Source organism: Streptomyces sp. cg40, from assembly GCF_050320165.1.
GTDB lineage: Bacteria > Actinomycetota > Actinomycetes > Streptomycetales > Streptomycetaceae > Streptomyces > Streptomyces hokutonensis.
Window position 1 is genome coordinate 8,120,140 of sequence record NZ_CP190128.1, and the last position, 14,632, is coordinate 8,134,771.

General features: G+C 71.7%; 11 protein-coding genes and 1 riboswitch. Of the genes, 1 reads left to right on the plus strand and 10 read right to left on the minus strand.

Features of this window, described 5'->3' with window-relative positions:
• Positions 1 to 11: 11 nt before the first annotated feature.
• The 10 genes from cobI to ACQHII_RS36670 all read right to left on the minus strand — a co-directional run bounded on the left by cobI (position 12) and on the right by ACQHII_RS36670 (position 13,597).
• Entirely contained in the window at positions 12 to 758 is a 747-nt protein-coding gene (cobI, locus tag ACQHII_RS36625; protein WP_427923288.1) for a precorrin-2 C(20)-methyltransferase, read from the minus strand.
• Positions 743 to 2,089: a cobyrinate a,c-diamide synthase gene (locus tag ACQHII_RS36630; RefSeq protein ID WP_427923289.1), complete on the minus strand. Its 1,347-nt coding sequence runs from the start codon at positions 2,087 to 2,089 to the stop codon at positions 743 to 745. The genes cobI and ACQHII_RS36630 overlap by 16 nt, the downstream gene beginning before the upstream one ends.
• Entirely contained in the window at positions 2,089 to 2,688 is a 600-nt protein-coding gene (gene cobO / locus ACQHII_RS36635; RefSeq protein ID WP_427923290.1) for a cob(I)yrinic acid a,c-diamide adenosyltransferase, read from the minus strand. The genes ACQHII_RS36630 and cobO overlap by 1 nt, the downstream gene beginning before the upstream one ends.
• Positions 2,688 to 4,697 carry a putative cobaltochelatase gene (locus tag ACQHII_RS36640; protein WP_427923291.1) on the minus strand — a complete coding sequence of 670 codons (2,010 nt, stop codon included), beginning with the start codon at positions 4,695 to 4,697 and terminating at the stop codon, positions 2,688 to 2,690. Before ACQHII_RS36640 ends, cobO begins: the two co-directional genes overlap by 1 nt.
• On the minus strand, positions 4,694 to 8,347 hold the full coding sequence (gene cobN / locus ACQHII_RS36645; RefSeq protein WP_427923292.1) for a cobaltochelatase subunit CobN: 3,654 nt from the start codon (positions 8,345 to 8,347) through the stop codon (positions 4,694 to 4,696). The genes ACQHII_RS36640 and cobN overlap by 4 nt, the downstream gene beginning before the upstream one ends.
• Positions 8,344 to 9,855 (minus strand): cobyric acid synthase, encoded by a 1,512-nt coding sequence (locus ACQHII_RS36650; protein ID WP_427923293.1) that lies wholly within the window; start codon positions 9,853 to 9,855, stop codon positions 8,344 to 8,346. Before ACQHII_RS36650 ends, cobN begins: the two co-directional genes overlap by 4 nt.
• Positions 9,852 to 10,793: a cobalamin biosynthesis protein gene (locus ACQHII_RS36655; RefSeq protein WP_427923294.1), complete on the minus strand. Its 942-nt coding sequence runs from the start codon at positions 10,791 to 10,793 to the stop codon at positions 9,852 to 9,854. Before ACQHII_RS36655 ends, ACQHII_RS36650 begins: the two co-directional genes overlap by 4 nt.
• A 101-nt stretch (positions 10,794 to 10,894) precedes the next feature.
• A riboswitch (cobalamin riboswitch) is annotated at positions 10,895 to 11,034 on the minus strand.
• 146 nt (positions 11,035 to 11,180) lie between these two features.
• A complete protein-coding gene (locus ACQHII_RS36660; RefSeq protein ID WP_359605563.1) occupies positions 11,181 to 11,402 on the minus strand; it encodes a hypothetical protein in 222 nt (73 codons plus the stop codon).
• Between the two features lie 33 nt (positions 11,403 to 11,435).
• Positions 11,436 to 12,704 carry an inorganic phosphate transporter gene (locus tag ACQHII_RS36665; protein ID WP_427923295.1) on the minus strand — a complete coding sequence of 423 codons (1,269 nt, stop codon included), beginning with the start codon at positions 12,702 to 12,704 and terminating at the stop codon, positions 11,436 to 11,438.
• Between the two features lie 98 nt (positions 12,705 to 12,802).
• A complete protein-coding gene (locus tag ACQHII_RS36670; protein WP_427923296.1) occupies positions 12,803 to 13,597 on the minus strand; it encodes a lysozyme in 795 nt (264 codons plus the stop codon).
• Between the two features lie 197 nt (positions 13,598 to 13,794).
• On the opposite strand from ACQHII_RS36670, the gene ACQHII_RS36675 reads away from it, so the two are divergent.
• Positions 13,795 to 14,529, plus strand: a complete 735-nt coding sequence (locus ACQHII_RS36675; protein WP_427923297.1) for a class II aldolase/adducin family protein — start codon at positions 13,795 to 13,797, stop codon at positions 14,527 to 14,529.
• Positions 14,530 to 14,632 lie beyond the last annotated feature (103 nt).

Sequence of the window (14,632 nt, forward strand, 5' to 3'; positions counted from 1 at the left end):
TCTTCGGGGCGTCACAGTTTCCCGCCCCGCCCGCCCTCGCGCCGCGCGGGGGCGATGAGCGTCGACAGATAGGGCAGCTGCTCCCCGTCCAGCTCGGCGGCCGGCCGGATCGACTCCTCGGGCAGCCCGAGCGCCGACCCCCACACCGCGTCCTCGATCCGCCCGGTCTCCCGCAGCGCCTCGGCGACCTCCGCCGCCTGCCGCCCGAACTTGTACGCCACGACCGTCCCCGGCCCGGCCAGCGCGTCCTTCAGCACGGCGGACCCGGCGGTCACCGGTACGAGGGTGAGGGGTTCGGTCCCTTCGGTGAGCACGGCCCCGGAGCGCGCGGCGAGATCCTGCATCGCGGTGATCCCGGGCACGGTCTCGACCACGACCCCCGGCACCAACTCCCCGATGGTCAGGGCGAGATAGGTGAAGGTGGAGTAGACGTTCGGGTCCCCGATGGTGGCGAACGCGACGACCTCGTGCGCGGCGAGCAGCTCGGCGACCTTCGCCCCCGCCGCGTCCCAGGCGGCCTCGCGCCGGGCCCGGTCGGTCCGCTCGTTGAGCGCGAAGACGACCCGGAGAACCTTCTCCGCGGGCACGTAATGCAGAACCGTCGCCTCCGCCCGCCCCCGCTCACCGGTGTCCATGACCGGCACCACGACGACGTCGGCGGCGCGCAGAGCATTGACGCCCTTGACGGTCACCAGCTCCGGATCGCCGGGACCCACCCCGACTCCGATCAACCTGCTGCTGCTCATGACGTCCGGCACCTCTCCACGAACCGACGGGCCACACCGGGCTCGGCCGCCCAGTGCGTGTGCAGATAACTCGCGTGCACACCCTGTTGTACGAAACCTTCGACCCGCCGCTCGGGCGCACGCACCCCCCAGGCGGGAGCCGCCCCCGAGCCGGGCTCGACGACGGTCCGGTGGAACTCGTGCCCCCGCATCCGCGTCCCGGCCACGGCCAGCACACTGTCGCTCAGCGCGACGGCGTCCCGGTAGCCGAGTGTCAGCCGCTCGCTCATCCGCGCGGTGGCGTCCAGCACCCCGCACATCGGCCGCCCGTCCAACTCCCGGCACAGGTACAGCAGTCCGGCGCATTCGGCGGCCACGGGAGCGCCGCTGTCCGCGAGCGCCGAGACGGCCTTCCGCAACGGCTCGTTCGCGGACAGCTCGGCGGCGTACACCTCGGGGAACCCGCCTCCGATGACCAACCCGCGTGTCCCGTCCGGGAGTTGTTCGTCCCGGAGCGGATCGAACACGACGACCTCGGCACCGGCCGCGGTGAGGAGCTCGGTGTGCTCGGCGTAGGAGAAGGTGAAGGCGGGGCCGCCCGCAACTGCGATCACCTCATGCTGTGTTGTGCCGGTGACCGGGGCGTCCCACGCTTCACCCGTCAACGCGCCCGCACTTCGCGCCAGTGCGAACAGGGCTTCCAGGTCACAGCCTTCGCGCACCTGCGCCGCCATCGCCGCAACAGCCTCCACTGCGGCCGACTGACGTTCCGCGACCGGCACCAACCCCAGATGCCGGGACGGCGTATCCACCTGCGGCGCCCGTCGCAGCACACCGAGCACCGGCACCCCGGCAGCGTCCAACGCCTCCCGCAGCAACTCCTCATGCCGGTCCGACGCGACCTTGTTCAGGATCACGCCCCCGACCCGCACCTCCGGATCCCAGGACGCGAACCCGTGCACCAGCGCGGCGACGGACCGGGACTGCGAGGACGCGTCGACGACGAGGACGACCGGCGCCCGCAGCAGCTTCGCCACATGGGCCGTGGACGCCAACTCCCCTTCGCCCGCGGCCCCGTCGTACATCCCCATCACACCCTCGACGACGGCGAGATCGCATCCGCGCGCCCCGTGCGCGAACAGTGGACCGATCAACTCCGGCCCGCACAGGTACGCGTCGAGGTTCCGCCCCACCCGCCCGGTCGCGAGCGCGTGGTACCCGGGGTCGATGTAGTCCGGCCCGACCTTGTGCGGGGACACGGCGAGCCCCCGCGCGGCGAACGCGGCCATCAGCCCCGTGGCGACGGTGGTCTTGCCGCTGCCCGAAGAGGGCGCGGCAATGACCAGCCGAGGCACGGAAGACATCACCACTCGATACCCCGCTGGCCCTTCTGACCGGCGTCCATCGGGTGCTTGACCTTCGACATGTCGGTCACGAGATCGGCGAAGTCGACGAGCTTCTCGGGCGCGTTCCGCCCGGTGATCACGACATGCTGGGTTCCGGGCCGGTTCCGCAGCACGTCGACGACCTCGTCCGTGTCCACCCAGCCCCAGTGCATCGGGTACGCGAACTCGTCGAGCACGTACAGCCGGTACGTCTCGGCGGCCAGGTCCCGCTTGACCTGCTCCCAGCCCTCGCGCGCCTTCTCCTCGTTGTCCATCTGGGAGTCGCGCTGCACCCAGGACCAGCCCTCGCCCATCTTGTGCCAGTCGACGGACCCGCCCTCGCCGGAAGCCCCCAGCACCCGAAGGGCGTTCTCCTCGCCGACCTTCCACTTCGCCGACTTGACGAACTGGAACACCCCGATCGGCCACCCCTGGTTCCAGGCGCGCAGGGCGAGCCCGAAAGCGGCGGTGGACTTGCCCTTGCCGATGCCGGTGTGCACGATCACCAGCGGCCGATTCCGCCGCTGACGGGTCGTCAGTCCGTCGTCCGGTACGACACTCGGCTGCCCCTGCGGCATTACGCGGCCCTCCTCTGTACGTCCTTGACCAGCCCGGCGATCGAGTCGGCCCGCAACTCGTCGAGCGTCACCGCCGTGCCGTCCAGCTCACCGGCCAACTGCCGGGCCAGGCCCAGCCGTACGGGCCCCGACTCGCAGTCCACGACCACGGAGGCGACCCCGTCGGCCGCGAACAGCCGCGCCGCCCGCCCGGCCAGCGCGACCGGCTCGGGCCCACCGGTGGCCCGCCCGTCGGTCACCACGACCACCAGCGCCCGCCGCGCGGGATCGCGCAGCCGTTCCACCCGCAGCACGTCCCGCGCCTTGAGCAGCCCGGCCGCGAGCGGCGTCCGCCCACCGGTCGGCAACGACTCCAGCCGTACGGCGGCGGCGTCCACGGAGGAGGTCGGGGGCAGCGCCACATCGGCGGCCGCCCCCCGGAAGGTCACGAGCCCCACCTTGTCCCGCCGTTGATACGCGTCGAGCAGCAGCGACAGCACGGCCCCCTTCACCGCGCTCATCCGCTGCCGGGCCGCCATCGACCCGGAGGCGTCCACGACGAACAGCACGAGGTTGCCCTCACGCCCCTCCCGCGTCGCCTGCCGCAGATCGTCACGGCGCACGACGAGACCGCGCCCGGCCCGTCCGCGCGCCAGCTGATGCGGTGCCGCGGCCTGCACGGTCGCCGCCAAGTGCAGCTTGGTGAGCGCCCCTTGGGGCCGCCGGGCCCCTGTGGTCCGCCCGTGCTCGGTCCGCGCCCGCGAACGCCGCCCGGCGGCACCCTCGCCGATGCCCGGCACGCTCAACGCCTTGGTACGGAAGGGCTCGGAGGCGCGCACGGGTTGCTGCTCGCCGGAACCGGAAGGCTGCGGCCGACCGTTCTCGCCGGCTTCCGGCTGTGCGCCGGTGTCACCGCCCTGCGGACCGTCGGAGTCGGAGGCCGGCGGCTGCCCGCCACCTCCACCGGAGTCATCGGGGCCGTCCGGCCCCGGATCATCATCTTCGGGCGCCTGCTCCTGCTCGGCGAACTCCTCCAACGTGTCGTCGAGCTTGTTCTCGTCAAGTCCCGGCGCGTCGAAGGGATTTCGCCGCCTGCGGTGCGGCAGCGCGAGCAGCGCGGCCTGCCGTACGTCCTCGGCGAGCACGTCGGTCCGTCCGGCCCAGGCGGCGAGCGCGGTCGCCGTACGCGCCATCACGATGTCGGCGCGCATACCGTCCACCTCGAAGGCCGCACAGGTCGCCGCGATCTGCCGCAGCGCCCCGTCGCCCAGCCGCACGGACGGCAACAGCGCACGCGCGGCGACGATCTGGGCCCGTACGGAGGACTCCTCGTCCGCCCAGCGCTCGGTGAAACCGGCCGGATCGTCGTCGTAGGCGAGCCTGCGCCGCACGACCTCGACCCGCTGGTCGGGCTCGCGGGAAGCGGCGACCTCGACGGTCAGCCCGAAACGGTCGAGCAACTGGGGCCGCAGCTCGCCCTCTTCGGGGTTCATCGTGCCGACGAGCAGGAAGCGCGCGGCGTGCCGGACGGAGACGCCTTCGCGTTCGACATACGACGCGCCCATCGCCGCCGCGTCCAGCAGCAGGTCGACCAGGTGGTCGTGGAGGAGGTTGACCTCGTCGACGTACAGGATCCCCCGGTGCGCGTCGGCCAGCAGGCCCGGCTCGAAGGCCTTGACGCCCTCGGCGAGTGCCCGCTCGATGTCGAGCGCGCCGACGAGCCGGTCCTCGGAGGCGCCGACCGGCAACTCGACCATGCGGGCCGGGCGTTGGGTGCCGGGGCCGGTCTCGTGCGGTCCGTCCGGGCAGGCCGGGTCGGGGGCGGCCGGATCGCAGGAGAAACGGCAGCCCGGGACGACGGCGACCTCCGGCAGCAGCGCCGAAAGGGCGCGCACGGCCGTCGACTTGGCGGTGCCCTTCTCGCCGCGCACCAGCACCCCGCCGACCGCCGGCGACACGGCGTTCAGCAGCAGCGCGAGCCGCAGATCGTCCTGGCCGACAACGGCCGTGAACGGAAAGGGAGTTGTCACTGGTCGTCGCCCTCCAGGTCGCCTTCGAGCTCCAGATAGGTGGCCCGCAGTCGCTCCAGTGTGTCCGCGTCCGGCTCGGCCCACAGACCGCGCTCGGCGGCTTCGAGGAGCCGTTCCGTGATGCCGCGCAGCGCCCAGGGGTTGGACTTCTTCATGAAGTCCCGGTTCTCCGGGTCGAAGACGTACTCCGCGCTGAGCTTCTCGTACATCCAGTCGTCGACGACCCCGGCCGTCGCGTCGTAGCCGAAGAGGTAGTCGACGGTCGCCGCCATCTCGAAGGCGCCCTTGTAGCCGTGGCGCCGCATCGCCGCCATCCAGCGGGGGTTGACCACCCGGGCGCGGAAGACGCGGTGCGTCTCCTCGCCGAGCGTGCGGGTCTTCACCTGGTCCGGGGTGGCCGAGTCGCCGACGTACGCCTCGGGGCTCGCGCCCGTCAGGTGCCGCACCATGGCGACCATGCCGCCGTGGTACTGGAAGTAGTCGTCGGCGTCGACGAGATCGTGCTCGCGGGTGTCGACGTTCTTGGCGGCTACGGCGATTCGCCGGAACGCCGTCTCCATGTCCCCGCGCGCCGCCCGTCCGTCGAGGCCGCGCCCGTAGGCGTAGCCGCCCCACACCGCGTACACCTCGGCGAGATCCGCGTCGCTGCGCCAGTTGCGGGCGTCGATCAGCGGCAGCAGACCGGCGCCGTACGCGCCCGGCTTGGAGCCGAAGATACGGGCCGTGGCCCGGCGGCGGTCGCCGTGCTCGGCGGTGTCCTCGTCGGCGTGCGCGCGGACGTAGTTGGATTCGGGGGGTTCCGGCAGGTCGGCCACGGCGCGTACCGCGTCGTCGATCAGCCCGACGACGTGCGGGAACGCGTCCCGGAAGAAGCCGGAGATCCGCACGGTGACATCGATGCGCGGCCGGCCCAACTCCGTTACGGGGACCACCTCGAAGCCGGTCACCCGGCGCGAGGCGTCGTCCCAGACCGGACGGCAGCCCAGCAGCGCGAGGATCTCGGCGATGTCGTCGCCCTGGGTACGCATCGCGGACGTGCCCCAGACCGTGAGGCCGACGGACCTGGGGAACTCGCCGTTGTCCTGGAGGTAGCGCTGCACGAGTGAGTCCGCCAGCGCCTGCCCGACCTCCCAACTCAGCCTGGACGGAATGGCCTTGGGGTCGACCGAGTAGAAGTTCCGGCCGGTCGGCAGGACGTTGACCAGACCGCGGGTCGGGGAACCGGACGGACCCGCCGGGACGTAACCGCCGTCCAGCGCCTTGAGGATGTGGTCGATCTCGTCCGTGGTGCGGGCGAGGCGGGGAACCACCTCGTCGCAGGCGAACTCCAACACCGCGACGGCGTCCGGGAGTTCGGCGCCGATGACGGCACGCACGAGCGCCGGGACGGCCGTGACGTCCCACTCCTGGGCCTCCATGCCCTCCGCGAAGCGGCGGCACAGCTGCTCCAGCAGGTCGATCGCGTCGGCCGCCGAGCGGGCCGGGCCCTCGACGAGATCCGTCAGCTCCACCGGCACCTTCACGGGAGCGCCCGGCTCGGCCAGCAACTCCTTCTCGACCAGCCCGAAATGCTCGGCCAGCGAGGCCCGCAGCCCCGGCAGCGCGTTGGCCTGCCCGCCCCACACCTGCGAGGCGCGCAGCACCGCGAGCACGAGGTTCACGCGCGCCTCGCCGACCGGGCCGCCGCCGAGGATGTGCAGGCCGTCGCGGATCTGCACGTCCTTGATCTCGCACAGATAGCCGTCGATGTGCATCACGAACTCGTCGAACGCCGCGTCGTCCGGCTGGTCGTCCACATGCAGGTCGTGGTGGAGCTCGGCGGCCTTCACCAGCGTCCAGATCTGCGCGCGGACGGCCGGTGCCTTCGTCGGGTCCAGGTCGGACACCAGGGCGTACTCGTCGAGGAGTTGCTCCAGCTTCGCCAGGTCGCCGTACGTGTCGGCACGCGCCATCGGCGGCACCAGGTGGTCGACGACCGTGGCGTGCCCGCGCCGCTTGGCCTGGGTGCCCTCGCCCGGGTCGTTCACGATGAACGGGTAGATCAGGGGGAGTTCACCGAGCACGGCGTCCGGCGCGCAGCCGCTGCTCAGACCGAGTCCCTTGCCGGGCAGCCATTCCATCGTGCCGTGCTTGCCCATGTGCACGATCGCGTCCGCGCCGAAGCTGTTGTCCAGCCAGCGGTAGGCGGCCATGTAGTGGTGCGACGGGGGCATGTCGGGGTCGTGGTAGATCGCGATCGGGTTCTCGCCGAAGCCGCGCGGCGGCTGGATCATCACGACGACGTTCCCGAACTGGAGGGACGCCAGCACGATGTCGTCGCCGTCGACGTAGAGGCTGCCCGGCGGCTCTCCCCACGCGTCCAACATGCCCTGCCTGAGGTCGGGTTCGAGCCTGTCGAACCACGCCTGGTAGTCGGCGAGCGGCACCCGCGCGGGCGCGGCGGCGAGTTGCTCCTCGGTGAGCCATTCGACGTCGTGGCCACCGGCGTTGATGAGCCGGTGGATCAACTCGTCCCCGTTGTCCGGGTGTTCGTCGACCCCGTACCCGGCGTCCTGCAGCGCGTCCAGCACTCGTACCGCCGAGGCGGGAGTGTCCAGGCCGACCGCGTTGCCGACCCGCGAGTGCTTGGTCGGGTAGGCGGTGAAGACGAGCGCGAGCTTCTTCTCGGCGTTCGGCTTGTGCTTCAACTTCGCGTGCCGCACGGCGATTCCGGCGACCCGTCCGGCCCGCTCCGGGTCGGCGACGTAGACCGGGACCTCGTCGGGGCCCTGCTCCTTGAAGGAGAAGGGGACGGTGATCAGCCGCCCGTCGAACTCCGGGATCGCGACCTGCATCGCCGCGTCCATGGGGGAGAGGGCGGCGTCGGACTCGTCCCAGGCCGCCCTGGACGAGGTAAGGCAAAGTCCTTGCAGCACCGGTACGTCGAGGTCGGCGAGGGCGCCGATGTCCCAGGCCTCCTCGTCACCGCCGGCCGAGGCCTGCGAGGCGTGCGTACCGCCCGCGGCGAGGACGGTGGCGATCAGCGCGTCCGCCCTGCCGAGGATCTCGTACAGCCCGGAGTCGGCACCGCGCAGCGAACCGCAGTACACGGCAAGGGCGTTGGCGCCCTTCGCCTCGATCTGCTCGCAGAGCGTGTCCACGAAGGAGGTGTTGCCGGAGAGGTGATGTGCCCGGTAGAAGAGCACGCCGACGGTCGGGCGGCCCTCGACGAAGGCACGCTCGCCGTGGACGCCGAACTCGGGCATCTTCCGCGGCGCTTCGAAACCCTCGCCCGTGAGCAGCACGGTGTCCGAGAGGAAGCGGGCGAGTTCGGTGAGGTTGTCGGGACCGCCCTCGACGAGATAGCGCAGTGCCTCGGCCACCACACCCGCCGGTACCGACGACTCGGCCATCAACTCGGCGTCGGGGACGGTCTCTCCGCCCAGCAGCACGGTCGGAATCCCCGAGGCCTTGAGCGCGGCGAGCCCGTCCTCCCAGGCGCGCTTGCCGCCGAGCAGTCGTACGACGGCGAGGTCCGCGCCCGCGAGGAGCGCGGGCAGCTCCTCGGCGGCGTCCACGCGGGACGGGTTGCCGATCCGGTACCCGGCGCCGGAGGCCCGGGCCGCCAGCAGATCCGTGTCGGCGGTCGACAACAACAACACTGTGCTCATGCGGGCGCTCCCGGTGGAATGAAAGGCAGTCCTTGTGGCGCGCCGGACTCGATGAGCCGCCACAGCGCGTCCGTGTCCGCGTGCTGTTCGATCAGGTCGCCGAGCCGGTCGAGCTGCTCCTCGCGCAGCGCGGCGAACGAGGTGTCGGCGGCCGGCACGAACCGGCGCCCCGCGGCGGCGGCCACCTCGCGCAGGAACGCTCGCCGGAACCCGTCCGACTCCAGTGAGCCGTGCCAGTGCGTGCCCCAGGTCTGACCGACCCGGCAGCCGTCCAAGAAGGCTTCTCCGCCCAGGACTTCGGCAACCCCGTGGTGGATCTCGTACCCCTCGACCGTCTCGCCGAGGGCTTCGCCCACCGGCCGGGTGAGGGTCTTCTCGCGCGCGAAGCGCACGCGCAGGGGGAGTACTCCGAGTCCGTCGACCGAGCCCCGCCGGCTCTCGACCTCGTCCTCGATGTGCTCGCCGAGGATCTGGAAGCCGCCGCAGACACCGAGAATCGGCCGCTGTTCCAAAGCGCGACGGACAAGGGCGTCCGCAAGTCCCCGCTCCCGCAGCCACTCCAGCGCCTGCACGGTCCCCCGGGTCCCGGGGATCACGACGAGGTCGGCGTCGGCCAACTCCTCCGGCCGGTCCACGAACCGCACCACGACGCCCGGTTCGGCGGCCAGCGCGTCCACGTCGGTGAAGTTGGACATGAGGGGGATCGCGCAGACGGCGACCCGCAGCACGTCCTCGCCGACCGGCGGTGCGGTGTTCGACTCGCGGACGGTCCCGCGCAGCGAGATGCGCAGCCCGTCCTCCTCGTCGATCCCGAGCCCGTGCCGGAACGGCAGCACACCGTACGTCCGCCGCCCGGTCAGGCCGTGCAGCATCTCCAACCCCGGCTCCAGCAGCGACACATCGCCGCGGAACTTGTTGACGAGGAACCCGGCGACGAGGGCCTGGTCCTCGGGGCTCAGCAGCGCCACCGTCCCGAAGAAGGAGGCGAAGACGCCCCCTCGGTCGATGTCGCCGACGACGAGAACGGGTAGTTGCGCATTGCGCGCGATGCCCATGTTCACGATGTCCGTCCGCCGCAGATTGATCTCGGCCGGACTGCCGGCCCCCTCGCAGATCACCGCGTCATACGTGCCCCGCAACTCGGCCAGGCAGTCCAGCACGGTGCCGAGCAGCGCCTCCTGCCGTCCCCCGTGATAGCCACGCGCGCTCATCTCGCCCACGGGCTTCCCCATGAGGACGACTTGACTGGTCCGGTCGCCGCCGGGTTTCAGCAGGACCGGATTCATCAGGGCGGTCGGCTCGATGCGGCAGGCCTGTGCCTGCATGGCCTGCGCCCGGCCGATCTCGGCACCCTCGCGCGTCACGAACGAATTCAGGGACATGTTCTGCGCCTTGAACGGCGCCACCTTCACGCCCTGCCGCACCAGCCACCGGCAGATCCCGGCGGTCACGACACTCTTCCCGGCGTCCGAGGTGGTGCCCGCGACCAACAGCCCGCCGCCGCTCATGACGTGCGTCCCTTCACGAGGAGCCGTCCGGCGACACCGACCCCGAGCGCGAGCCAGCCGACGCGCCGGGACAGCCGTACGGCACGGTCGATGTCCGGTACGGCGACGGCGCGTCCGGCGCCGTTGAGCACGGGCCGGTGCTCGACCCGGCCGCCGTAGGAGAGCGTCCCGCCCAGGCGTACGCCGAGGGCGCCCGCGAAGGACGCCTCCACGGGACCGGCGTTGGGGCTCGGGTGCTTGGGAGCGTCGGAGCGCCAGGCGCGTACCGCTCCGCGCGGGTCGCCGCCCGCGACGGTCGCGAGGACGGCGGTGAGGCGGGCGCCCGGCCAGCCGGCGACGTCGTCGAGGCGGGCCGAAGCCCAGCCGTAGCGGCGGTACTTGGCCGACTTGTGGCCGACCATGGCGTCCAGGGTGTTCACGGCCCGGAAGCCGAGCAGGCCCGGGACACCGGCGATGCCGCCCCACACCAGGGCGCCCACCACCGCGTCGGAGGTGTTCTCGGCGACGGACTCGACGACGGCCCGGGCGATCCCGTCCGCGTCGAGGGCCTGCGGGTCGCGTCCGCAGAGGTGCGGGAGCCGCGCCCGCGCGGCCTCGATGTCACCGGCTTCCAGCGCACGCGCGATGATCCCGGCCTCGCGCGCGAGGGAGGTCCCGCCGACGACCGCCCAGGTGGCGGCGGCGGTGAGGGCGGCAGAGGCCGTACGGGACGGTCGTAGGGCCGAAGTCGCCGCGGCGGCGAGGGAGACGGTGCCGCCCACGCACACGGCGGTGTGCAGGGCGCCCCAGCCTCGGTGGTCGCGCCACAGAAGTTGTTCCACGGCGCCGGCGGCACGGCCGAACGCGGCGACCGGGTGCCCGCGGCGGGGATCGCCGAGCAGGTGGTCGCCGAGGAGGCCGGCGGCGGCGCCGTACGCGAAGACGCGATCGGCACGCACCGGGTCAGCCGATCGCTGAGTCGGGCACTGTGCTGGTACGGGACCTCGAACGGCAGCCGAGCATGGCGGTATGTCCTCACTCAGGGTGTCCACGCCCTGGTTCGACGAGACCGGCGGTGAGAGTTCCTGGCTCCCGGGGGTGTCTACCCCGGTGACAGTGGCGGGACCGCGCCGGATTCACACCGGCTTCCTCTCCTGCCGCCGTACATGGCTCCGGCAGTCCACCACGGTGTTGGAAGGGGCGTCAACTTGCTGTTGACCTGCGGGGGAGGAGTGTGCTGATGCCCACACGCGGGTGGTCGCACGGGTCGTCCTCGGGGCACGAAGACGTGGGGTGCGGGACGGTGATCCGTCCCGCACCCCACGCCGGGTCCAACTGGCGGCCGGTCAGGCCACGATGATGTAGATCCCGTACGCCACCGCCGCAGCGCAGGCCGCGAAGCAGGCGTAGGCGCCGGTCAGGGCGAGGGTCGCGGAGTCGCCCTGGGCGGTGGCCCGTTCGCGGCGGGAGAGGGCGGTGATGCCGAGGGTGAAGACGGCCACCAGGGCCACGGTGACCACGAGGCTGACGCCGAAGACGGAGCCGAGGGCTGCCCAGTCGATGTCCATGCTGATTCGTTCCTTCTAACCGGGGGCGCGGGCTCAGACGGCGGCGGCCGGCGGCGGCGCCGGGGTGGCCGGGTCGGGCGTGGCGACGGGGGCCGGGGTCACGGGCGGCGAGGGGATCGTCGCCGTGAGGCCCTCGGAGAGGGCGACCGACGGGGGCGGGGTGACGGCGGCGATCGCGGCGGTGACCACGCCGGCCGGCTCCTCGAACTCGTTGACGTTCGAGGCGTCGACCACCTGGCGGCGGGAGAGCAGCCAGATCGCGGTGCTGGAGGCGACCAGGAAGACGGCCACCAGCGCGGTGCCCCAGTCGCCGAGGTCGGTGACGGACTCGGCGAGCGCGCCGACGAGCGCGGCGGCCGGCAGCGTAAGGCCCCAGGCGACGAACATCCGGGTGGCGGTCGACCAGCGGACGACACCGCCCTTGCGGCCCAGGCCCGCGCCCATCACGGAGCCGGAGACGGCGTGCGTGGTGGAGAGGGAGAAGCCGATGTGCGAGGAGGCCAGGATGACCGCGGCGGCGCTGGTCTGGGCGGCGAAGCCCTGCTGCGGCCGGAGGTCGGTCAGGCCCTTGCCCATGGTGCGGATGATGCGCCAGCCGCCGATGTAGGTGCCCATCGCGATGGCGAGGCCCGCGGAGAGGATGACCCAGGTGGGCGGGTCCGAGTCGGGGGCGATGGAGCCGCCGGCGATCAGGGCGAGGGTGATGATGCCCATCGTCTTCTGCGCGTCGTTCGTGCCGTGGGCCAGCGAGACCAGGCCGGCGGAGGCGATCTGGCCGACGCGGAAGCCCTTGTCGGCGGCCTTGCCGTCCGAGTTCCGACTCAGCGCGTACGAGAACCTGGTCGCCAGCAGCGCCGCGACGCCCGCGACGACCGGGGCGGCGACCGCGGGCAGCAGCACCTTGGTGACCAGGACGTCGCCGTGGACCGCGCCGGTGCCGGCCGAGGCGATGGTGGCGCCGATCAGACCGCCCATCAGGGCGTGCGAGGAACTGGACGGCAGGCCGACGAGCCAGGTCACCAGGTTCCAGAGGATCGCGCCGACCAGGGCGGCGAAGATGACCTCGGGACGGATGCCGCTCTCGTCGACAAGCCCCTTGGAGATCGTGTTGGCGACCTCCACGGAGAGAAAAGCGCCCACCAGGTTGAGGGTGGCCGACATGGCCACCGCGACCTTGGGCTTGAGTGCGCCGGTCGAGATGGTGGTGGCCATCGCGTTGGCGGTGTCGTGGAAACCGTTCGTGAAATCGAACGCGAGTGCGGTGATCACCACAATCGCGAGAATCAGCGAGAAGCTTTCCATTTACCCAGGCAATCGTTCGAGGTCATTGGTGCGTTGACCGTAGGAAACCTGGGTGAACGGAAGATGAACTGAGGGGGTCTCTGGAGTGTCTGTACGGGCTAGTAACCCCGGGCGAACTTCTTCAGCTGGCTCAAGGACCCGTTGAAGAGATTCTGATCACCCGGCAGGCCGCCGCTGTTGGCGTACTGGCAGAAGGTCCAGTACGACCAGCCGGCGGGCAGCGAGCCCGCGTCCGCCGACTCGTGGCGGGCGATCCACAGTGCGTGTGTCGAGGCCAGCGCGGTGCTGCTGCCCGTGCAGGTGTTCCACCAGTGGGCGGTCGTGTAGATCACCGGGCGGCGGCCGGTCTCCCGCTTCACCTCGGCACTGAACGCCTTGATCCAGGCGACCATTTTCGCCTTGCTCAGGCCGTAGCAGCCGTGCTTCTTGTCGTACGGGTTGTATTCGATGTCGAGCGCCGGCGGCAGCGTCCAGCCGTCCGCCTTCCAGCCGCCGCCGTGCGCCACGAAGTACGCGGCCTGGGTGGTGCCCGACGACTTGTTCGGAAGTGCGAAGTGGTACGCGCCCCGGATGATGCCGGCGGCGCGGGCGCCGTTGTACTGCTGCGCGAAGTAGGGGCTGACGTAGTTGGTCGACTCGGTCGCCTTGACGTAGGCGAACGTGGCGCCCTTCGCCTTCGCGCTCGGCCAGTTCACGTTCTTCTGGTGCGAGGAGACGTCGTGCCCCTTGGCGGGGCTCGCGGCGGCGGCCGGGATCTCGGCGAGCGCGAGCGCGAGTACGGTTCCGCCGGCAGTGAGTGCGGCGACGGCCGCGACGAGGCGGGTGCGGTGACGGGTGCCGCGGCGTGTGAGGCGGTGCGCACGGCGGCGGGGCGGTTTGCGATCACGGGCCATGTTTCCCCCCGGGAATGGCGGCGTGCACGACAAATCCCCCAGAGGCTATTGGAAGATCTGTCGACGCCGATCGGTCTCCGGCCAAGCGGCCTGAGTGGGCGTTACATGCCTATATGTACTCTTTCCGATGTGTGGCTTCCGGCTTAAAGTGCCCTCGCCCGAGCGCGTGTTGGGGAACCGGCTGGCAGGATCGCGGCATGGCTGAACGGCGGCGGGACGAGCGGGGTGGACGGGACGTCGGAGAGGGCGCACAGGCTGTGGGGGAGCCGTGGCGGCGGCGTGTGCGCCCCGAGGAGGCGGACGCCTGGGACGAACTCGTCGTCACGGCCCGCCGGACGGTGTCCGACGGCCTGGTCGTCGGCACCTCAGGGAACGTCTCGGTGCGCGTCGGCGACATCGTCCTGGTCACACCGTCGGGCGTCCCCTACGACCGGCTGACACCCGACGACACGGTCGGCGTCGACCTCGACAGCCGACAGGTCCTCGGCACCCTGCTCCCGACGAGCGAACTGCCCATGCATCTCGCCGTCTACCGCAACACCGACGCCCGGGCCGTCGTCCACACCCACGCCGTCCACGCGACGGCCGTCTCGACCCTCGTCCCCGAACTCCCCTCGATCCACTACATGTCCGGCGCCCTCGGCGGCCCGGTCCGGGTTGCCCCGTATGCGACATACGGCACCGAGGAGTTGGCCGAGAACATGCTCCAGGCCCTCACCGACCGCTCCGCCTGCCTCCTCCAGAACCACGGCACGATCGCCTACGGCACCTCCCTGGACCAGGCCTACGACCGCACGGCCCAGCTGGAGTGGATGTGCCGGTTGTGGCTGACGGCGTCGTCGGTGCCCGGGCTGTCGCCGACGTTGTTGTCGGGGGAGCAGGTGGAGGAGGCGGGGGAGCGGTTGCGGGGGTACGGGCAGCGGCGGGGGTGACGGGAGCAGGGTGAGCGGGGTGCGCTGACCGGGGGGTGGTGGAGCTGAGGTCGGTCGGTGGGGTCGGCGGCTCAACGGGTCGGTGGGCCGGCGGGGTCTGTGG

What these genes read in the sequence shown, in the direction of transcription:
- ACQHII_RS36630 (WP_427923289.1), bottom strand. Translation starts at nt 2,089, where the DNA reads ATGTCTTCCGTGCCTCGGCTGGTCATTGCCGCGCCCTCTTCGGGCAGC.
- cobO (WP_427923290.1), bottom strand. Translation starts at nt 2,688, where the DNA reads ATGCCGCAGGGGCAGCCGAGTGTCGTACCGGACGACGGACTGACGACC.
- cobN (WP_427923292.1), bottom strand. Translation starts at nt 8,347, where the DNA reads ATGAGCACAGTGTTGTTGTTGTCGACCGCCGACACGGATCTGCTGGCG.
- ACQHII_RS36650 (WP_427923293.1), bottom strand. Translation starts at nt 9,855, where the DNA reads ATGAGCGGCGGCGGGCTGTTGGTCGCGGGCACCACCTCGGACGCCGGG.
- ACQHII_RS36660 (WP_359605563.1), bottom strand. Translation starts at nt 11,402, where the DNA reads ATGGACATCGACTGGGCAGCCCTCGGCTCCGTCTTCGGCGTCAGCCTC.
- ACQHII_RS36665 (WP_427923295.1), bottom strand. Translation starts at nt 12,704, where the DNA reads ATGGAAAGCTTCTCGCTGATTCTCGCGATTGTGGTGATCACCGCACTC.
- ACQHII_RS36670 (WP_427923296.1), bottom strand. Translation starts at nt 13,597, where the DNA reads ATGGCCCGTGATCGCAAACCGCCCCGCCGCCGTGCGCACCGCCTCACA.
- ACQHII_RS36675 (WP_427923297.1), top strand. Translation starts at nt 13,795, where the DNA reads ATGGCTGAACGGCGGCGGGACGAGCGGGGTGGACGGGACGTCGGAGAG.